This is a genomic window from Salinivibrio kushneri (assembly GCF_027286325.1).
Taxonomy (GTDB): domain Bacteria; phylum Pseudomonadota; class Gammaproteobacteria; order Enterobacterales; family Vibrionaceae; genus Salinivibrio; species Salinivibrio kushneri_A.
Genome location: NZ_CP114588.1, coordinates 2,130,858 through 2,151,034 on the forward strand (window position 1 = coordinate 2,130,858; position 20,177 = coordinate 2,151,034).

Annotated in this window: 13 protein-coding genes, 1 tRNA gene and 1 rRNA gene; 6 read left to right on the forward strand and 9 right to left on the reverse strand. The window is 51.2% G+C overall.

Features of this window, described 5'->3' with window-relative positions; all coding sequences use genetic code 11:
- Window positions 1-13 precede the first annotated feature (13 nt).
- Window positions 14-1,660 (reverse strand): phosphate ABC transporter permease PstA, encoded by a 1,647-nt coding sequence (gene pstA / locus N8M53_RS10040; RefSeq protein ID WP_269578677.1) that lies wholly within the window; start codon window positions 1,658-1,660, stop codon window positions 14-16.
- 17 nt (window positions 1,661-1,677) lie between these two features.
- Entirely contained in the window at window positions 1,678-3,906 is a 2,229-nt protein-coding gene (locus N8M53_RS10045) for an ABC transporter permease subunit (RefSeq protein ID WP_269578678.1), read from the reverse strand.
- A gap of 301 nt (window positions 3,907-4,207) precedes the next feature.
- Here N8M53_RS10045 and N8M53_RS10050 point away from each other — a divergent pair, with 301 nt between their 5' ends.
- From N8M53_RS10050 to ppx, 3 genes are read left to right on the forward strand one after another with little or no spacing between them, the layout of a single operon-like run.
- Entirely contained in the window at window positions 4,208-4,717 is a 510-nt protein-coding gene (locus N8M53_RS10050; protein ID WP_269578679.1) for a glycine cleavage system protein R, read from the forward strand.
- A gap of 21 nt (window positions 4,718-4,738) precedes the next feature.
- Window positions 4,739-6,853, forward strand: coding sequence for a polyphosphate kinase 1 (gene ppk1 / locus N8M53_RS10055; RefSeq protein ID WP_269578680.1), 2,115 nt, complete (start codon window positions 4,739-4,741; stop codon window positions 6,851-6,853).
- On the forward strand, window positions 6,828-8,339 hold the full coding sequence (gene ppx, locus N8M53_RS10060) for an exopolyphosphatase (protein ID WP_269578681.1): 1,512 nt from the start codon (window positions 6,828-6,830) through the stop codon (window positions 8,337-8,339). Before ppk1 ends, ppx begins: the two co-directional genes overlap by 26 nt.
- 58 nt (window positions 8,340-8,397) lie before the next feature.
- Here the strand turns inward: ppx and N8M53_RS10065 are convergent, their stop codons facing one another.
- The 5 genes from N8M53_RS10065 to N8M53_RS10085 form a co-directional block, all read right to left on the reverse strand.
- Complete coding sequence (locus N8M53_RS10065; protein WP_269578682.1) at window positions 8,398-9,363, reverse strand: PstS family phosphate ABC transporter substrate-binding protein; 966 nt, start codon at window positions 9,361-9,363, stop codon at window positions 8,398-8,400.
- A complete protein-coding gene (gene phoR / locus N8M53_RS10070) occupies window positions 9,357-10,652 on the reverse strand; it encodes a phosphate regulon sensor histidine kinase PhoR (RefSeq protein WP_269578683.1) in 1,296 nt (431 codons plus the stop codon). The genes N8M53_RS10065 and phoR overlap by 7 nt, the downstream gene beginning before the upstream one ends.
- Window positions 10,653-10,690: 38 nt before the next feature.
- Window positions 10,691-11,380, reverse strand: coding sequence for a phosphate regulon transcriptional regulator PhoB (phoB, locus tag N8M53_RS10075; protein WP_069363277.1), 690 nt, complete (start codon window positions 11,378-11,380; stop codon window positions 10,691-10,693).
- Between the two features lie 107 nt (window positions 11,381-11,487).
- Entirely contained in the window at window positions 11,488-15,255 is a 3,768-nt protein-coding gene (locus N8M53_RS10080; RefSeq protein WP_269578684.1) for an AAA family ATPase, read from the reverse strand.
- Between the two features lie 3 nt (window positions 15,256-15,258).
- A complete protein-coding gene (locus tag N8M53_RS10085; protein ID WP_269578685.1) occupies window positions 15,259-16,614 on the reverse strand; it encodes an exonuclease SbcCD subunit D C-terminal domain-containing protein in 1,356 nt (451 codons plus the stop codon).
- A 40-nt stretch (window positions 16,615-16,654) separates the two neighbouring features.
- Between N8M53_RS10085 and rdgC the strand changes: the two genes are divergently transcribed.
- The 3 genes from rdgC (at window position 16,655) to N8M53_RS10100 (ending at window position 19,289) form a co-directional block, all read left to right on the forward strand.
- A complete protein-coding gene (gene rdgC / locus N8M53_RS10090; RefSeq protein WP_198534764.1) occupies window positions 16,655-17,563 on the forward strand; it encodes a recombination-associated protein RdgC in 909 nt (302 codons plus the stop codon).
- 123 nt (window positions 17,564-17,686) lie between these two features.
- Window positions 17,687-19,033: a tRNA 5-hydroxyuridine modification protein YegQ gene (gene yegQ / locus N8M53_RS10095; RefSeq protein WP_269578686.1), complete on the forward strand. Its 1,347-nt coding sequence runs from the start codon at window positions 17,687-17,689 to the stop codon at window positions 19,031-19,033.
- A 1-nt stretch (window position 19,034) separates the two neighbouring features.
- The gene (locus N8M53_RS10100; RefSeq protein WP_269578687.1) at window positions 19,035-19,289 is read left to right on the forward strand and encodes a YfhL family 4Fe-4S dicluster ferredoxin; all 255 of its coding nucleotides are present in this window, start codon (window positions 19,035-19,037) and stop codon (window positions 19,287-19,289) included.
- A gap of 467 nt (window positions 19,290-19,756) precedes the next feature.
- Here the strand turns inward: N8M53_RS10100 and N8M53_RS10105 are convergent.
- Together N8M53_RS10105 and rrf are read right to left on the reverse strand one after the other, a co-directional pair.
- Window positions 19,757-19,833, reverse strand: a tRNA-Asp gene (locus N8M53_RS10105).
- A gap of 160 nt (window positions 19,834-19,993) precedes the next feature.
- Window positions 19,994-20,109: ribosomal RNA gene (gene rrf, locus N8M53_RS10110) — 5S ribosomal RNA — on the reverse strand.
- Window positions 20,110-20,177: the final 68 nt, after the last annotated feature.

Below are 20,177 nucleotides of genomic sequence, written 5' to 3' on the forward strand. Positions count from 1 at the left end.
GGGATCCTTATCGTTATAATTCCAATGCGCGATACTTTTCACGCAAGTAATGACGAATACCAATCGCGGACAAATTGAGCGCCACGATCACAGACACAAGCAAAAACGACGTGGCGTATACCAAAGGACGCGCCGTTTCGATGTGCGCGCTTTGAAAGCCCACATCATAAATATGGTAGCCCAGGTGCATGAACTTCCGCTCTAAGTGCAAAAACGGGAAGTTACCATCCACTGGCAAAGAGGGGGCGACCTTAACCACCCCCACCAACATTAAGGGCGCTACTTCTCCGGCTGCGCGCGCAACCGCTAAAATCAACCCGGTCATCATTGCAGGACTGGCCATCGGTAATACTACCCGCCAGAGCATTTCTGATTGTGTCGCCCCAAGGGCAAAGGCCCCATGACGGACACTCGTCGGGATCCGAGCCAGCCCCTCTTCTGTGGATACAATCACCACAGGCAGTGTGAGGATCGCCAAGGTTAACGCCGACCAAAGAATACCTGGTGTCCCAAAAACCGGTGCCGGCTGCGCCGCTTGATAAAACACATCGTCAATGGTGCCACCGATAAAATAGACAAAAAAGCCCAACCCGAACACACCGTACACAATGGACGGTACCCCGGCGAGGTTAACCACAGCAATGCGAATAATACGTGTGAATGCCGTTTTCGGCGCGTATTCGTGAAGATACACTGCGGCAAGCACCCCTAACGGGGTGACAATCACTGACATCAGCAACACCAAGAAAACGGTGCCAAAAATCGCGGGGAAAACGCCCCCCGCCGCATTACTGTCTCGCGGAGATTCGGATAAAAAGGTCGCCACCTGGTAGCCCCAAAATTTAAGCTTATCAACGGCACTCATGGCGTTGGGGTACCAAACATTAATCACATTTTGCAGAGGCAACGCCACGGCGTCACCGTGGCTATCTTCAACAACAAGCGCGCCCGTTTGTTGTTTTTCTCGCAGCTGTTTGAGCTTTTTCTCTAACTGCTGGTATTGCGATAGCAGTTGTGAACGACGCTTATCAATTCGGTTTTGCGCACTGGCATCTAAGGCGTTTTCTAGCGAGAGGGATTTCTCTTCTAGCCGCAATTGCTCCAGTTGATAGTTAACGCTCGCCAGGTGTACTTGCTCGATGTCATTGATCACCTCTCGACGCGCCGCTAAATCTTCCAATCGTTGATAAAGTTCAGACAGCACTAATGCATGTCGGTGGCCGCCGGCGTCGACGTATGCTTGAGGCTTGCCGTAGAACATGCCATTTTCATTTCGCTCGATCATCGCCATTTCAACTGGTGTGTGCTGGCTTTTTATCTGAAACGCCAGCAATTGACGAAAATCGATCCCTTCTTGCTCACGGTTACCGGTTTTTACCACCAAGCGTTGGTAGCTGGGCTGGCGATAGGCGGGCAATGCAACACCTGCATCTTCAAGCTGCGTCGCATCAATCTGATCGGTTCGGTATATTTGTCCGACCACGGTTTCTACGCCCTGCTCACTCTTCACTTCAAAGCTGGTGACCGGTGTGGGCCAGAAATAGCCTAAGCCTCGATACCCGAGCAATAACAGCACCCCAAGAATCGCAATCAAACTGACGCTGACCATTCCGGCCGTCATCCAAACCCAGGGAGTGCCAGATTTTATCCATGGACGCATGCGCATTCTCATCTCGGTTAAAGGTTGCTGTATTTGTCACGCAAGCGCTGACGGATCAGCTCTGCCAATGTATTAAAGACAAACGTGAAGACAAAAAGAATAAATGCGGTTAAAAACAGCACCCGATAATGGGAACTACCGACTTCAGACTCAGGCATTTCCACCGCAATATTGGCCGATAAGGTACGTAGCCCTTCGAGCAAATTCCAATCCATGATAGGGGTGTTGCCGGTTGCCATGAGTACGATCATCGTTTCACCGACCGCGCGCCCAAGGCCCATCATCACGGCAGAAAAAATACCTGGGCTTGCGGTAAGCAAGACCACCCGAATCAAGGTTTGCCAGTGTGTCGCCCCTAAGGCCAGGGCGCCGTTTTTAAGGTGGGGAGGCACAGAAAAAATCGCATCTTCGGCAATAGAGAAAATGGTTGGAACGACCGCAAACCCCATTGCAATTCCCACCACCAGCGCGTTGCGCTGATCATAGCCGATACCCAGTTCATGCGTAATAAACTGGCGCGCATCGCCCCCTAACCAGGCCTGCTCTACCCATGGCCCAAGATAAGTGGCTAATGCCCCGACAATCAATAAGGCCGGAATGATGACCACAATTTGTGCGTTATCAGGTAAGCGGCGTCGAACATACCTTGGGATCATGCGCCACACGCCGCTTAGCCCAAGTAAAATAATAGGGATGAGCAAGAGTAATAAAAAGACGCTAGCAATGTGAGACTCAACCCAAGGTGCTAGCCACAAACCGGCCAAAAAGCCGATAATCACGGTTGGTAACGCTTCAATCGTTTCCACCGTCGGCTTCACCCAACGCCGGAGCCCGGATGACATAAAGTAAGCAGTGTATATGGCTGCACCAATCGCCATCGGCACCGCAAAAATTAGAGAAACCAAGGCGACCTTTAAGGTACCAAAAATCACGGGCACCACACTGAGCTTGGCTTCAAAGCTGTCATCCGCAGAGGTCGATTGCCACACATACTGCGGAGATGGATACCCTTCATACCACACTTTCTGCCATAGCGAGTGAATACTCACTTCTGGGTGAGGGTTGTCGACGGTCAACCATTGCCATTGATTATCAACCACAGCAATCAGCCCGTTTGCACGAGGCGTAAAAGCCAAAGCGTCAGGCAACGCGGTAAATTGAGCATCGAAATGCCGCTGTTTCTCACTGGTGACGTGCACTAGGCTAAGTCGCCCCGTTTCATCTACCGTCGCCAGACTTTTACGGTGACGCTCAGGTGCGAGACGTGCCACGCCCTCTCCCGGTGAAAACGCGCGCACCTCTGTTAACGATGGCTCACCATTTTTCACCACATCGAACCATTGTGTGACGGTGCCATCTTGGTGCTGAAGGAGCAAAGAGCGTCCCCCGGCTAGCATCGACATTTTTGTGACTGGACTGGCGACCACATTGTCGAGATTGACCGTTTCACGCAACGCTAAGTCGTTCCCGTTTATGCGCCAAATCGCTAAACGATTTTGTTGATGCACAAACAAGCGCTGCCCGTCTCCTGATAACGCGATATGGTCAACAGTTTGCGAAAGGGGCACCGTGGTTTTTTGCGTACCACGATAAACCACCAGACGGTTATCCTGAGTGACGGCTGCCAGTACTGGCGGGATGGTTTGACCATGTAAACTATCCGGCACCGCAACAGTAAGCTGGTTAAGCGGCTGCGCTTTGGCGTCCACTACCAACTCACGACCAAACGCTGCCATCGTAGATAACTGGGGGACCACTGAAGCGTCAGCTTGATATTGTGTGCGAAAGCGTAATTGCCAAACAGCAACGTACCCAGGCGTCTTTTCCACCGCCAAAAACGGCGTGGATGCTGCGACGCGGCTTATCGCAGGCTTATCCATGCTGGATAACCGCTGCTGTAATACCGTTTGTGCACGTTGCACCGTGCTGGTTGTGGGAGTCTCAGACCGTTGCGGGCGCTTGGCAACCGTTAACACACCTCGATCATCCAAGCCATATACCAGCTGATTACGCGTATCGGCACCAATGTATTGAGGTACCCCGGTAGTATCTAGGGTAAAACGCTCACTCAAGCTGACACTCGCTTGGTGAAAAAGCGGTACCACCACCGTGAGTAAATAGAAGAAAAGAAGCAGCAGGGTCACTAATACCATCACGCCACCAAGACGTACCGTTTGGCGAGTCAGTTTATCTTTAAACCGCCGCGCCGGTCTGGTGTCCGTTAATGATGGTGAAGAGTGGGTCATTCGTGCCTCTTTTTATTGAGCAAGCCCTGCATTGTATGTCATTACAATGACAATTTTGTGACAGCGAAGCGCGCTACTCCGCCTTTCATAGACACAGCATCGCATCACTGTCATCCAGTGTATCGTGAGTGGTCATCGACGCCTAGTCACGCTGCCGCCACGCAATAAATATGCAACAAACGGGCTTTAGGCTTGCTCAAGTTGATATTGGGCACACTTTCGTGAGTTTAGCCTCCAGCAGCATAGACAACACCTTGACTGGCCTCAATAATTGTCTAAAGAATCGCCGTAAGGATCACGCATGAAGCACTTTGTTATCACATTAGTGGGCCCAGATCGCGCTGGCCTGGTTGATCAAATATCACACACAGTTTTCAACCATCACGGCAGCTGGCAAGCCAGCCGACTCAGTCAGCTAGCGGGGCAGTTTGCCGGCATCATTCACATTTCAGTGTCAGACACGTACGCTGATGCGTTGGTCCATGCGTTACGCGATCTCGATGGTTTACAGCTGCTGATCACCGATGCAACGCCCGTCTCACCGTCTCCGATAACCCATACGTTGTCGGTAACAGGCAACGACAGGCGCGGCATTGTGCAAGCGCTCAGCCAGCTGCTCGCCGCTCATGGCGTCACCATCAACAAACTCAACACGCAAACACAAAGCGCCGCCAATACGGGCGGGCAAATTTTCACCGCAGATTTTTATTTAACGGTCCCACCGACGGCGGACATTAACGTATTGCATGAAGCCCTTGAAACGCTGTCAGACGACTTGATTGTCGATTTTGACAGCAATTTTATTCAGTAGAACAGGATTTTCTTACCCGTTATGACTTTAGACTCTTATCATGTCGACAAAGAACTTAGCTGGCTTTCTTTTAACGAACGTGTCCTGCAAGAGGCCGCGGACAAAAGCGTGCCTATTATTGAGCGAGTTCGGTTTTTAGGCATTTTTTCATCCAACCTTGACGAATTTTATCAAGTGCGGTTTGCCGACGTGAAACGGCGCATCATTATCGATGAAGAGCGAGGAGTAGAAAGTCATGCCAAAGAGTTGTTGAGCAAGATTCAAGCGAAAGTCGTCAAACTGAATCAAGATTTTGATCATCTTTACAATGATATCTTGCTGGAAATGGCACGCCGTCACATTTTTTTAGTCAATGAACGTCAACTCTCTGATCATCAAGCGCAGTGGCTAAAGCGTTATTTTAGAAGCAATATTTTGCCTTACATCACGCCAATCATGCTTAACAAGGATGTCGATGTTTTAAGCTTTTTGAAAGACGCCTACTCTTACCTCGCCGTACAGCTGAAAAAAGAAGGGGAAGAGCCTAAGTACGCGCTGATAGAGATCCCAACAGATGAACTAGAACGCTTTGTTAAAGTCCCTGAGCCAAAAGGAAAACGGCAGCGCAAAACTATCATTTTACTCGATAACATTATTCGATTGTGTTTAGACCAAATTTTTAGTGGTTTTTTCGACTACGATACCGTCGAAGCTTACGCGATGAAAATGACCCGCGATGCGGAATACGATCTGACCAATGAAGTGGAGCACAGCCTGCTTGAGAACATGTCAGAAAGCTTGGATCAGCGTTTAACCGCCCTGCCGGTTCGGTTTGTTTATCAACGCGATATGCCACCAGAAATGGTCAGCAAGTTGATTCAGGTATTAAAAATCTCCGACTACGACAGTGTCTTACCCGGTGCTCGCTATCACAACTTTCGTGATTTTATCGGCTTTCCGAACGTTGGACGCAAGTACTTAGAAAACCCTCCGCTTCCCCCGTTCGAATCGGCTGATTTTCAACTACAAAACAATGCCTTCGATGCTATTCGCGAACGCGATATTCTACTTTATTATCCCTATCATACGTTCCGCCATATGACTGAACTGGTGCGCCAGGCTTCCTTTGATCCTAAGGTGCGCAGCATTCGAATCAATGTGTACCGCGTGGCGAAAAACTCCCGCATTATTAACTCAATGATCGATGCCGCCAATAATGGTAAGCGTGTCACCGTGGTCGTTGAGCTTCAGGCGCGCTTTGACGAAGAGGCAAACATCGAGTGGTCACGCGTGCTCACCGATGCTGGCGTAAAAGTGGTATTCGGGACGCCTGGCCTCAAAATCCACTCAAAGCTGTGTTTGATCTCTCGCCGTGAAGACGGCGTGCTACGCGATTACGGTCACATTGGCACAGGTAACTTTCATGAAAAGACAGCGCGTATTTACACCGATTTTGCCTTATTTACCGCCGATCAACAGCTGACATCAGAAATACGTAAAGTCTTTGACTTTATTGAAAATCCTTATCGACCGGTTAAGTTCAATCACTTAATTGTCTCGCCACGTAACTCGCGGCGACGTATGTATAAATTGATTGAGCGTGAAATTGAACATGCGCAGGCCAAACGTAAAGCAGGCATCACATTAAAGGTCAATAACTTAGTCGATAAAGGCTTGGTGAATTTGCTTTATAAGGCCAGCAACGAGGGGGTAAAGATCCGCATTATCGTGCGCGGCATGTGCTCGCTGGTGCCCGGTGTCAAAGGGGTCAGTCAGAATATCAAAGCGATCAGTATCGTCGACCGCTTCTTAGAACACCCACGCGTGTTCGCCTTTGAAAATGGCGGTGAACGTGATATGTATATTTCGTCTGCCGATTGGATGACTCGCAACATCGACAACCGAATTGAAGTTGGGGCACCGATACGCGATCCTAGACTGAAAGATCGCATCATGGAGATCTTAGAGATTCAATTTTCTGATCGCGCGAAAGCCCGCGTCATCGATAAAGCCATGTCCAACGCCTACGTTAAACGGGGTAACAAGAAGAAGATCCGCTCGCAAACCGAGATCTATGATTACCTTAAGCACGCAGAGCGCCAAGAACTCAAAAACGCGGAAAAGTTGCAACATGACACACCCCCAGTCAAAGGATAAACCTCGCGAAATCGCGGCGGTTGATCTCGGCTCTAACAGTTTTCATATGGTCGTCGCGCGCGTCGTTGGCGATGGGTTACAGATAGTGAGTCGCCATAAACAACGTGTGCGACTAGCCTCAGGGCTGGATGATCAACATCGCCTCAGTGATGAGGCAATCAGCCGTGGTGTCGAGTGCTTAGCCATGTTTGCTGAGCGGTTGAACGGCTTAGACATGGAGAATGTCCGTATCGCCGCGACCCACACCTTGCGCCAAGCCCGCAATGTGGACACCTTCATCAAGCAGGCAAGACAGGTTTTGCCCTACCCCATTGAAATCATTTCTGGGGAGGAAGAGGCGCGTCTTATTTACATGGGCGTCTCCCACACGCAGCAAAACGTTGGCCGAAAATTAGTGATTGATATTGGAGGCGGCAGCACAGAATTAGTGATCGGGGATAACTTTGAGCCCGCACTGGTTAACAGTAAACGGGTTGGCTGTGTCAGTTATAACGAGCGTTTTTTCCCCAAAGGCAACATCACACCTAAGCAATTTTCTGCCGCGCAGCTGGCCACCCAACAAAAGCTAGAAAGCTTAGCCTCTCAATACCGTCAAGCCAGTTGGCAAGTGGCGCTCGGTGCGTCAGGCACCATCAAAGCGATCCGTGAAGTGATTATTGGCCTCGGCGATGAAGATGGGATTATCACCCGTAAACGGCTAGATAACCTGATCGAAAAGCTACTGAAATTTAAAAACAGCGACAGTATCGACTTACCCGGCTTGTCGGCAGACCGCCAACCGGTTTTCGCCGCAGGCGTAGCGATTCTTTCTGGGATCTTTGATGCGCTTGCCATCGAATCGATGCGCTTCTCTGATGGTGCGTTACGTGAAGGGTTGCTCTATGAAATGGAAGACCGCTTTCAGCGTACCGATATTCGTGGTCGCACGACCGATGATATGGCAGCACGCTACAATATCGACCTGAATCACGCCCGTCGCGTGCAACATACAGCGGCGTATTTTTATGCGCAAGCCGAACCGGATAAGGGCAGCAAAAAGGCTGAGCTCGCAGGGCTTTTGAATTGGGCTGCGCTGCTGCACGAAGTGGGTTTAAGCATTGGTTATCCTGGCTACCACAAGCATTCTGCGTATATTCTGCGCAACACCAATTTGCCTGGGTTTAACCAAGAGCAGCAAACCGTGCTTGCCACCCTCGCGCGCTTCCATCGTAAGGCGCTAAAGCTCAATGAGATGCCTAAGTTTACCTTGTTTAAACCTAAACTTATCGAGACGCTGATTTGCGCGCTACGCTTAGCTTGTGTGTTGCACTCACAGCGCAATGATGAGGCATTGCCAGAGATTGTTCTCAATATCGACAAGAAAGGGGCATGGCAACTCACCTTCCCTTCCGGTTGGCTGCAAGAGAACCGCTTGCTCGCGGCTGACTTGGAAGCAGAGCAGGCATACTGGCAGTCAGTAAACTGGGGGCTGACCTTTAGCGATTGAGAGCACGGTAAGCGTTCGGTGGAGGCTGTCGCCTCCGCAACACTGCCCCCCTGAAAATCTAATTTAGCGACGCATCCAGTTGTAATGCCTGTCTTTGCGCGCGCACCGATTGAGCTGGCAAGGGAATATAGCCTTGCTGACTCACCGCCTTCTGCCCTTGTGCCGACAAAATATAACGCATAAATGCCGATTCAAGTGGCGCCAGTGGCTGATTTGGCGCTTTATTAATGTATAAATATAAGTAACGAGTAAGGGGGTACTCCCCCCTTCGAATCGTTGAAGGGGTGGGCGTTATCGCCTCTTCTCCCTGATGTGAAATCGCTAGCATGCGTGCCCCTGACGCTTGGTGCCCAATCCCTGCATACCCGATAGCATTTAGCGAAGAGGCCACCGACTGCACAACAGACGCCGAGCCGGGCTGCTCATTCACATCAGCACGAAAGTCCCCACGGCACAACGCTGCTTGCTTAAAGTAACCATAGGTACCTGATACCGAGTTTCGTCCAAACAATTGTAAATCTCGGTGGGCCCAACGGCCTGATAAGCCCAATTGCCCCCACGTTACCACCGGTTTACTCGCCCCACACCAGAGTGTGCGAGAAAAAACCGCATCCAACTGTTGAAAGCTGATGGTGCGTAAAGGGTTATCTTGGTGGACATAGACGGCCATCGCATCCACGGCAACGGGTACCGCAGTAGGAGGGTAGCCAAAACGTGCTTGAAAGGCATTTTCTTCACTGACCCGCATCGGACGACTCATGGGGCCGAGTTGTGCTGTCCCTTCCACCAGCGCGGGAGCCGCAGAGGCCGAGCCTGGCGTTTGTAACTGTATATTCACCCCAGGATGTAGCCGTTTAAAACCTTCAGTCCAAGCGGCCATCATATTGGCTAAGGTGTCTGAACCCACAGAGCTCAAGTTACCGGATATACCACTGCTACGTTGATAATCAGGGAGCGTATCAGCATGACTAAGGCCCGCCACGCTCACTAGCAGGCAGGCTGTGGCAACAAACCGCTTTAACATGCTAACCGCTCCGGTAAGGTAAAGGAGAATGTGCTCCCCACCCCAAGTTCACTTTGAATATCTAGCTCCGCATCGTGATGACTTAACGCATGTTTTACGATCGCCAATCCTAAGCCACTGCCACCCGTTTCACGGGAGCGGGCTTTATCCACTCGATAAAAACGCTCGGTTAACCTGTCCAGATGCTGTGGCGCGATCCCCTCACCACTATCTTGCACCTCCAATCGAGGCCCTTTGCAAGAGCGATACCAACGCACGGTGATCCCTGCGTTGGGTGGCGTGTGTTTTACCGCATTATAAACCAGGTTGGAAATTGCACTGCGTAATTGGTCGTCATTGCCTTTGACTTTAAGGCTGGCATCGACTTCAAACGTGAGTACATGCTCACTATCACCGCTTAAGGCTTGAGCTTCTTTTTGTAGCACATCGAGCATGGCTGGCACATCGACGTGGTGATCAAGCTCAGGCTTGGCGGCCGCTTCAATTTTAGACAGGGTCAAAAGCTGCTCCACCAGTGACTCCATCCGAGATAACTGCTCAGTCATGACCCCATGTGCTTTCGGCCACATGGGGCCAACGACCATGTCGGGATCTTCGGTCATCTCTAAGTAGCCACGTAATACCGTCATCGGCGTGCGTAGCTCATGCGACACATTGGCGAAAAAGTTGCGGCGCATCCCTTCCAGTTGCTTCAACTGGGTAATATCACGCACCACCATCAAATATTCGCCTTCAGCATAAGGCATGGTCCGGAATTCGAGTGTGCGGGCACTATTAAGGTGAGAACGCATTTCGAGCGGCACATCGTAGTTGGCATCCGCGATATAACTAACGAATTCGGGAGCACGGATAAGATTACTGATATGCTGGCCATTATCATCAGGCATACGCAAGCCGAGCAGCTCTTGAGCCAATTTGTTGCACCAGACAATGGCCCCGTCGCGCTCAAACACCACCACCGCATCAGGTAAAGACTCTGCCCCGTTGCGGAAGCGACGAATCAGATTCGCCAGCTCCTTACGGCGACGACGGTTACGCTTTTGTAAGCGATAAATCCCATTAAACAAAGGCTCCCAGGAGCCGGTGCCAGAGGGTGGCATCAGGCTTTTGTCTTTCCAAAGCCAATCGGACAGTTTGACCTGCTGATGCAGGTGCCAAAACAGCATGGCAACGGTGGCGCCAAGCAATAGCCAAGGTAGGCCGCCAAATAGCCAACCTATAATAAACCAAGGTAAATAAAAAAAAGCCAGCTCCCAGGCTAGCTTCTTCCAAGACAGTCGTTCGACCATTGCGTCTCCATGCAGCCTACACCTGATGTAGGCGGGATTTAACTACGTGTTGAAAAGCGGTATCCAGCGCCGCGCACGGTTTGTACCAATTTAGCGTGCCCACCTGCTTCTAGCACTTTGCGCAAGCGACGAATATGCACATCTACCGTTCTATCTTCCACATAGACATTGGTGCCCCACACGTTATTGAGTAGCTGCTCGCGGCTATATACCCGCTCTTGATGAGTCATGAAAAAGTGCAGCAGCTTGAACTCGGTCGGCCCCATGTCTAGCGGCTCATCATTGGCGGTTACTCGATGCGAGACAGGGTCAAGTTTCAACCCTTGTACTTCAATGACATCATCCAAGGTTGTGGGCGATACGCGGCGCATCACCGCTTTTAATCGCGCCACCAGCTCTTTCGGCGAGAAAGGTTTGGTGATGTAGTCATCGGCGCCCACCTCTAAGCCGCGCACTTTGTCTTCTTCTTCGCCCCGTGCGGTCAGCATTACCACCGGGATTTGTCGGGTTAACTCTTCCCGCTTTAAGTGCTTAATCAGATTGAGCCCCGATCCGCCAGGTAACATCCAATCCATCAGGATCATTTCTGGGTAAGGCTCGCAAATTTGCGCCAGTGCCGAGTCGTAGTCTTCTGCCTCAACCGTTTGATAGCCTTTTTGTTCGAGTACAAAACAAAGCATCTCGCGAATGGGGGCTTCGTCTTCAACAACGAGAATCCGTCTAACCATGATAATTACCTAGTGTTATCATTGAACTGGCGCCATTATGTGGATTTATTATGACATTTTTGTGACCCAGCGCGAGCTATTTTCCCCTTGTGTCAACAGGCTGTGACCTAGCCAACACCTTGCTGTGTCACTAATACACGGCTTGCGCCCCCACCTTGGCTATCTACGCGCACTTGCGCACCGATCCGTTCAACCAGCGTATTCACATGCGAGATCACGCCTATTTGTCGGCCATCGGCTTGCAGAGTATCCAGACAGGCGAGCGCCATTTCTAAGCTGTCAGGGTCTAAGGTGCCGAAGCCCTCATCAATAAACAATGAGCCAAGCTGGCGGGTATCTGCCGCCAAAGAGGCCAGTGCCAGCGCCAGCGAAAGCGAGACTAAAAAGCTCTCTCCGCCAGACAGTGATTCAACACTGCGCACTTCGTCACCCATATCATGGTCAACCACTTGTAGCGCCAGCAAGCTATCCGGTACCGTTTGCAATGCATAACGTGGTGACAATGACGCCAAGTGCTCATTGGCGATGTCCACTAACTGAGACAAGGTTAACGACTGCGCAAGATTACGGAATTTCGCCCCGCTCGCGGAGCCTATCAGATCCGCCAGTTTTAGCCATTGCTCGGTTTGATGCCGCTGCGCCTCGATTTTTTCAGTCAGGGAACCGGCTTGCTGTTTGGCTTTTTCCGACTCCGTCAATTGATGGCGGAGGGTGAATAGCCGCTGCTCGTTTTCTTCAAGTGCTTGTTGCCAGCTCGCTTGCTGCGCGCTAAGTGATGCCTCATCCTCCGCGAGCTGCTGTGCCACTATCCAAGCTTTGGTGTCTGCCATGGTTTGCTGACAATGACTAAGTTGTTGCTGACGCTCATCAATGCGCGTTTTGGCTTCTTGATAACGCGCCTCAACATCGCTGATAGCCTGCCGCTCATTGGCTCGCCACGCCTCACTGTAAGAGAGCGCGTTAATCAAATCATATTGATGAACACCAAGCTCTGGTTGCCATTGGATCCAGCGCCTGACACTTGCTCGGTAGCGCTGATCAGCCTCGCGCTGCTGAGTGTCGAGGGTTTGTTGACGCGCCTGTACGCCCGCACGCTTTTCACTGGCCTGTGTATACGCCTGCTCTGCGTGGTCGCGTTGCGCCCGTTGTCCGTCAATGGCGGCTTTGTATTCTCGCTCTAACGCCTCTAAATCTGATTGCGGGATCAGTGCTTGGCGCGCGACACTTTGTTGTTGATGCTCTTGCGCCAACACGACCAATTGCGCTTGCCGTGCTTGAATATCTTCCGACAAGCTCTGACACTGCTGCGAGAGCGTGGCCAGTTCGGTCTCTCTTTGTTGCTTGTGCTCAGCAAGCGCCGCTTTTTCATCCTGCAGCGCCTGATAAGCCTGAATTTTTTGCTCCATCTGGCGGATATAATGCGCCGCACCAACCTGTTGTAGGCTCGCTAGCCATTGCCCAGCACCTAACTGCTGATCCAACGATTGGCTGACGCGCGTGAGTTGCGCGTGTTGTTGTTGCCATTGCTCATCAATCGCTTTGAGTCGTGTCTCACACTCCGTCAGTGACTGATCAAGTTGATGACGTCGTGCCACTAGCTGCTCACGTGCATGCTGGAGTTCCGCGATGGCCGTATCCATTTGTTGCACGTGCGCAAGCTGTTGTTGGCGCTCCGTCATCGCTTGATAACACGCGGTATAGTCGGCATAAGTTTTTTGAGCTTGCGACTCAATCTCACCCAAGCAATCACCCAGTGGGCGAGTAACATCGATAGTGTCATCCAGTTCAGCGATCGCGGCATTTACCTCTCGTTCGCATTGCTGTCGCTCAGCCTGCCAAACAGCCCCTTGTTCTTTTAACTCCGCGCAAGCGTGCTGGCTTTGCTGATGCTGTTTCTGCCAATAATAGTATTCGGCATTGTGCTGGTTATACGAGGCTTGCAGGGCGTCTACACGCGCCTGCTGCTGGGCGATCATGCCTTCAATCGCCGGAGCATGGTGCAGATAAGGATGTTCGGTGGCCCCGCAGAGCGGACAAGGATCTCCCTCGTGTAAGGTTTGGCGAAGATCATCAAGCTCGACCACCGCCATCGCCTGTTGGAGGCTATTTTGTGCTTCTTCGACCTGAGCCTGCTCACGGGTCAGCGTGTCTTTCAAATGGGCTAAATGGGTTTGGCTTTCTGCAAACAGTGCTTGATGTTTTTCCAGCTCCGCTTGGTTATGCTGACAGCGCTCTTGCCAATACTGCCAGTTTTTTCCCTCATTGAGCACCGCTTCTTGCTGCTGCTTTTGCGTGTGCAGTTTGCTGTAGCGCGCCTGGTCCGCGTCTTGATTTGCCTGCAACGCCTCGGGCTCCAGCGCTTGTCGCTTGGCTTTCAGCTGCGCACTACTGTCATCCACTTGGGCAATGTCTTTGTCTAACTTGTCACGTTGCGGCTGCCAATGTTGCTGCTGACGATAACGTGCTTGATACTCTTCTTGCAGCGCCGATAGGGTGTCTTGGCAATCGAGGTACTGGCGTAGGTTATCGAACACCGGCTGATAGTGCTCTGCGACATGCGAGAAGTCACCATATCGCGCGATTTCTTGTTCTAACGCCGCCTCGCGACGTTGCTGCTGCTCGGCTTGTTCGCGCGCATGGACGAGTGACTGATGAGCATGACGATACTTTTGCTGCTGCTCATTCAACGCCACGTTTTGCTCGTGCATTTGCCGCTCAATGCCAGATAACTGCGTATCGATTTGCTGCGCGTCACGCACTTTCGGCTCAATATCCGCCCAATGTTGCTCGGCCTCAGCCAGTGCTCGGTTGGCGGCGCGCCAGCGTTCGGCTTCTTGTTCATACGCGTGCGCAATCTCGCGCTCTTCGCGTGCGAGTTGATGACGTTCCAATGTGAGTGCTTGGCGTTGCCACTGACTGGTTTGCACCGCTTGCCAGTCGTCACGCGCCGCTTGTACTCGCTCTATTTCATCCAGCGCCTCTCGCCGCGCTGCAATGCCCTCTTTTGCTGCACTCGCTTCATCGAGTGCCTGCTGGGCCGTCTCGACACCCTGCTGCGCTTGGGCAAAGTGCGTATGCTGTTGGCGATAGTCATTGAGTTTTCTCAGCTGAGTTTGCAACGCGTGAATATGCTGCTGGCATTGCGCCTGCTCTTGATGCAATTGCTGTTCTTCGTCATCCGTGAGTAATTGAATATCGCCCAACTGTTGGGTCAATTGATCCAGTGCGTGCTTTTCATCGCGGGCCCGCTCGTGTGCCATTTGCGACAGCCGGCTGTATATCTCAGTGCCTGTCATCCGTTCAAGCAAGGCGGCTCTATCATCAGCAGACGCTTTTAAGAACGCGGCAAAATCCCCTTGCGGCAGCATCACCGCACGGCGGAACTGTTCATAACTAAGCCCAACGAGACGCTCTATTTCGCTAAGGACTTCTTGCTTTTTCCCAGCGATACGCTGACCTGTTGCGAGGTTTTCCAGCCAATGTTCACTCGCTTGTATGCGGCCATCCGCCTTGCCCCGCGCCCGGCGTACTGACCAATGTGCGCGCCAACGGCTGCCGTCATAGGCGACAAAATCAACCTCTGCGTATCCCTCGCCTTTACCACGCGATAAGATACTACGCACATCATTGGCTTTAACCCGAGTGGCCGGGTCGCCCAAGCCAATATCCGCATCATGCTTTTTATTGGACTGAAAGCGCGGGATCTTGTCGTAAAGCGCCAAGCAAATCGCATCCAAAAGCGTCGACTTTCCCGCGCCCGTTTTGCCTGTGATCGCAAACAAGCCACTGTCACCCAGTGGTCCTTGTGAAAAGTCCAATGCAAACGGATGTTGAATGCTGGCCAAATTTTCGCCACGTAATGCCAGGATTTTCATCGTTTATTGATCCTCGTCCTGTTCCAGTTGCTCCAATAACTGAGAAAACGTTGCTGATAACGCCGTATCAGGTTCACCTTGATACTTTTGCTGCCAACCATGGCGAAGCACCTGATAGGGTTCGACCTCCGAGAGACGTTGCTGTCGAAAGCCACTTGTTTGTGGTTGCTCTCGATAATGCGGTGTGATTTTGGCAAGCCGCACAGGCTTATCATCTAAGGCCGCTAGAATTTTTTCCCTGAGCATCGGCTGAGGTTTATCTAGCAAAACAGGGACATCAAGCAAAGGCTGCTGCGACAGCGGTAAAGGCTCAAGCGTTAGTCCCGCCAGTGCGTCGAGTACCGTCTCCAACGGTGAGGGCTGTTCCGGAACCCGCCATAAATCAACGGCACGCGGCACATAATGTGGGATCACGCTTTGTAGCTGATTGTCTTCAAACGTCACAGCGAGTACTTGGTGCCGATAGTGACGCTCTGATAGCGATAGCGGAATAGGCGAGCCGCAGTAACGGATCCGGGTTTGTTTCGCCACTTGCTGGGCTAAGTGCAAATGCCCAAGCGCGACATAAGCAATATCCTCACTGAAAATATCCGCCGGCAGCGCATGCTGATTGCCTCCCAAAATGCGTCGCTCTGACATCTCTGACAACTCACCACTGGCCATATACACATGGCCCATTGCTATCAAGGCCTGATCAGCGCGCGCATTCTCTCGCCCAGCTGTCTCGGTTTGCTGATAAATAGCTCGCACTCCCTCAATAAGCCGATCGTCATTTTCATCGAGCCCTTCTGTACGTAGATCACCACTTCGCAAAAAAGGCACAGCCAATACCCAAGCCGCGACCTCGCCTGACTTATCGGTAATTGGCACGCGCATACGTTCTGTATCTAAATCGCCATCTCCATCTCTCGCGATGGCGCCAATTAAGTGTAAATCAAAGGCTTTCAGTAGCTCGTGTGGGGCGTCGAGTTTGCTAGGTGAGTCATGGTTCCCGCCGGTGATCACCACATTTAAGTGTGGCAGTGCTTTGGCAATATCAGCCAAAAAACGATACAGCATTCGCCAAGCGCTGGCGGGCGGATTGGCGCTGTCAAACACATCTCCCGCCACCAATAAGGCATCGGCTTGCTCATCGATGAGGCATTGTTTGAGCCAATCGAGAAAGACTTGATGTTCATATTGGCGGTCATAACCATGCAGCTGATGACCAAGGTGCCAATCGGAGGTATGAATGATTTTTAACACGACTGAGGCAATCCATTCGTTGAGGAAATTGGGCAAGTTCGTCTCGCTGAAGTCGCGAGCAGGATTAAATTCTACGCTAATTGCAGCGACATTCGAGAGTGAATGCAATACCATGTTGCCTTTCTCACAACAGGATGGATAAAGCCTCACCATGATTTGGTTTAAGAATTTACTCGTCTATCGTCTTACCCGTGATATTCCTCTCGATCCAACCCAATTGGAAAGCCAGCTCAAGGAGTTCGACTTTACCCCTTGTGGCAGCCAGGACATGCAAAAATTTGGTTGGGACAATGCACTGGGTAAGCACGGTGATATGCTCACGCATGTCAGCGGCAACAATATCCTGATCCGCGCTCGCAAAGAAGAAAAGCTGCTCCCCGCCTCGGTGATCAAAGACGCCCTGGAAGAGAAAGTCGACGCCATGGAGCAAGCCCAAGGGCAACGCCTGAAAAAGCGCGAGAAAGATAGCCTAAAAGACGATGTAGTCATGGAGCTCTTGCCGCGTGCTTTTACCCGCCAAAGCCAAATGTGTGCCTTGATCATGGCCGATAAAGGCCTGGTATTAGTGGATGCAGCCAGCATCAAAAAAGGCGAAGAGTTGCTCGCGCTATTACGAAAATCCATCGGCAGCTTACCTGTTGTCCCTGTAGAAACCGAGACCCCCGCAGAGCACGCGATGACCGAATGGGTGAAGCAAGGCCAAGCGCCGCAAGGCTTCCACCTCGGTGATGAGGCAGAACTTAAAGCGCTGCTGGAAGAAGGTGGGGTGATAAAATGCAAACAGCAAGATCTTACCAGTGACGAAATTCAGGCGCATCTGGAGGCAGACAAACAAGTCACCAAGTTATCTATGGACTGGCAAGAGCAAATTGACTTTGTATTAGGCGATGATTTGAGCCTGAAGCGACTGAAGTTTTCTGAAGAGATCCGCGATCAAAACGCGGACATCGACCGAGAAGATGTTGCCGCCCGCCTTGATGCCGATTTATCGCTGATGTGCGGTGAGCTCGACACGTTATTAGAAGGCTTATTCACGGCCTTAGGTGGTTTAAAAACCGACTAACTAATCCCTACAAAGATTAGGTAAATTCGGCTGGTAGTGTGGGCAATGTCACAGTAAAATGGCGCCCACACTCACCTTCACAACGAAGGTGCCTGACTTATACTCAGACTCAAGCTTGGAATTATGTTTACGCCAGAATTACTCTCTCCCGCCGGTAGCCTAAAGAATATGCGCTACGCGTTCGCCTACGGGGCCGACGCCGTGTATGCCGGTCAGCCACGCTACAGCCTGCGTGTGCGCAACAACGAATTCAACCACGAAAACCTGAAAATTGGCATCGATGAAGCCCATGCACAGGGTAAGAAGTTCTACGTGGTTTGTAACATTCAGCCGCACAACGCCAAGCTCAAAACGTTTATACGCGATCTCAAACCGATTATTGATATGGGCCCTGATGCGCTGATCATGTCGGACCCTGGGCTGATTATGATGGTGCGTGAGCACTTCCCTGATATGGCTATTCATCTTTCCGTGCAAGCCAACGCGATTAACTGGGCGACCGTCAAATTTTGGCAACAGCAAGGAGTTGAGCGTGTGATTTTATCGCGTGAACTATCGCTGGAAGAGATCGAAGACATCCGCCAACACTGCCCTGAAATGGAGCTTGAGGTGTTTGTTCATGGCGCGCTATGCATGGCGTATTCTGGTCGTTGTTTGCTGTCAGGCTATATCAATAAGCGCGATCCAAACCAAGGTACCTGCACCAATGCCTGCCGTTGGGACTATAAAGTCCATAAAGGCAAAGAAGACGATGCAGGTCAAGTCGTACAAGTTCAAGAGGTGACGCCAACTCTGGGTAAAGGCGAGCCGGTTGATGATGTGGTATTGCTCGAAGAAGGCGGACGTCCGGGTGAGTTGATGGCCGCGTATGAAGATGAGCACGGTACCTACATCATGAACTCAAAAGACTTACGCGCCATTCAGCACGTTGAGCGCTTGACCCAAATGGGCGTGCACTCGCTAAAAATCGAAGGTCGCACTAAGTCTTTCTATTACTGCGCACGCACCGCACAGGTGTATCGCCAAGCGATTGATGATGCCGTGGCCGGTAAACCGTTCGATGAAAGCCTGATGAACACCCTCGAGAACCTTGCACACCGAGGCTACACCGAAGGCTTTTTGCGTCGTCATACCCACGATAGCTACCAGAACTATGACTATGGTTATTCGGTCTCTGACCAGCAGCAATTTGTCGGCGAATTCACTGGCAAGCGCCGTGGCGATCTGGCTGAAGTAGAAGTGAAAAACAAATTCATGCTCGGTGACAGCCTTGAGCTGATGACGCCACGCGGCAATGTGCATTTCACATTAGAAGCGATGGAAAACCGCAAGTCAGAAACCATCACAGATGCCAAAGGCAGCGGTCATTTCGTGTTTATTCCTGTGCCAGAAGATATGGATCTGGAGTACGCGCTACTGATGCGTAACCTGCAATCAGGACAAGATACACGTAACCCATCGGGTAAGTGATATGGCACTACTCATCACCGATAAATGCATAAACTGCGATATGTGTGAGCCCGAGTGTCCCAACGGGGCCATCTCGATGGGGTCCGAGATCTTTGAGATCGAGCCAGATTTATGCACCGAGTGTAAAGGCCATTACGACAAACCAACGTGCCAGTCGGTCTGCCCGATCTCCAAGTGCATTATCACCGACCCTGATAATGTGGAGACCGAGGATCAACTCTTAGAAAAGTTTGTGATCATTCAAGGGATGGCCTAAGCCATTAAAAGCGCCGCAAGGCGCTTTTTTTATGTCTTTTTATTCTCCAGCAATAACCCTAACACTAAACGTTTAATGGTCAGGCATGAGAGTGCAGAGTGAAAACTTGCGTTTAGACTCCCAGACTGACACATATGGCAGTTTATGCATTCATAAAGCTATGTCTAGGCATGCGTTAGTAAAAACGTATAGTGAGGAAAGAGAGCGAAGCACTCCACGCCGTGCAATTCTCAAACATGAATAAGCTCTTGAATTAAGGGCGCTTTAAATGCAAAAAACCCCAGCTTTTCAGCTAGGGTTTTTAAGTAGTGGCGGAGGGCCGGGGTTGCGGACAATGGGCAGGCCACCCTGCGGGACTCAACGCGCACTGTAAGGCAGGGCTGGCCATCTAGCCGCGGCCAAGACGTCAGGCTTAGGGGAACTTAAACGCAAAAAACCCCAGCTTTTCAGCTAGGGTTTTTAAGTAGTGGCGGAGTGGACGGGACTCGAACCCGCGACCCCCGGCGTGACAGGCCGGTATTCTAACCAACTGAACTACCACTCCGCACCAATTCTGTCTCATCAAAGTCTTACATCTATCTGCTTTGATGATTAAATTGCGTTCTATGCGCAGAGAGTTTTGAAGCGATACGCGCAGTGTATGCCAATACATGAGCATCGCAGCTATCAAAAATCGCAAGCAATAGGCGCAATTTATAATCAAAGCCTGGCGATGTCCTACTCTCACATGGGGAGACCCCACACTACCATCGGCGCTGCTTCGTTTCACTACTGAGTTCGGCATGGAGTCAGGTGGGTCCAAAGCGCTATGGTCGCCAAGCAAAATTTTGTCTGGAACAAAATTTAACGCGCTTCAGTGCGGCCCGTCAGGGTCAAATACAAGGATGT

Excerpts from the sequence above, each read along its gene's own strand:
- N8M53_RS10080 (WP_269578684.1), bottom strand. The coding sequence starts at position 15,255 with ATGAAAATCCTGGCATTACGTGGCGAAAATTTGGCCAGCATTCAACAT.
- ppx (WP_269578681.1), top strand. The coding sequence starts at position 6,828 with ATGACACACCCCCAGTCAAAGGATAAACCTCGCGAAATCGCGGCGGTT.
- pstA (WP_269578677.1), bottom strand. The coding sequence starts at position 1,660 with ATGCGTCCATGGATAAAATCTGGCACTCCCTGGGTTTGGATGACGGCC.
- N8M53_RS10050 (WP_269578679.1), top strand. The coding sequence starts at position 4,208 with ATGAAGCACTTTGTTATCACATTAGTGGGCCCAGATCGCGCTGGCCTG.
- phoB (WP_069363277.1), bottom strand. The coding sequence starts at position 11,380 with ATGGTTAGACGGATTCTCGTTGTTGAAGACGAAGCCCCCATTCGCGAG.
- phoR (WP_269578683.1), bottom strand. The coding sequence starts at position 10,652 with ATGGTCGAACGACTGTCTTGGAAGAAGCTAGCCTGGGAGCTGGCTTTT.
- ppk1 (WP_269578680.1), top strand. The coding sequence starts at position 4,739 with ATGACTTTAGACTCTTATCATGTCGACAAAGAACTTAGCTGGCTTTCT.
- N8M53_RS10045 (WP_269578678.1), bottom strand. The coding sequence starts at position 3,906 with ATGACCCACTCTTCACCATCATTAACGGACACCAGACCGGCGCGGCGG.
- N8M53_RS10065 (WP_269578682.1), bottom strand. The coding sequence starts at position 9,363 with ATGTTAAAGCGGTTTGTTGCCACAGCCTGCCTGCTAGTGAGCGTGGCG.
- N8M53_RS10100 (WP_269578687.1), top strand. The coding sequence starts at position 19,035 with ATGGCACTACTCATCACCGATAAATGCATAAACTGCGATATGTGTGAG.
- N8M53_RS10085 (WP_269578685.1), bottom strand. The coding sequence starts at position 16,614 with ATGGTATTGCATTCACTCTCGAATGTCGCTGCAATTAGCGTAGAATTT.
- yegQ (WP_269578686.1), top strand. The coding sequence starts at position 17,687 with ATGTTTACGCCAGAATTACTCTCTCCCGCCGGTAGCCTAAAGAATATG.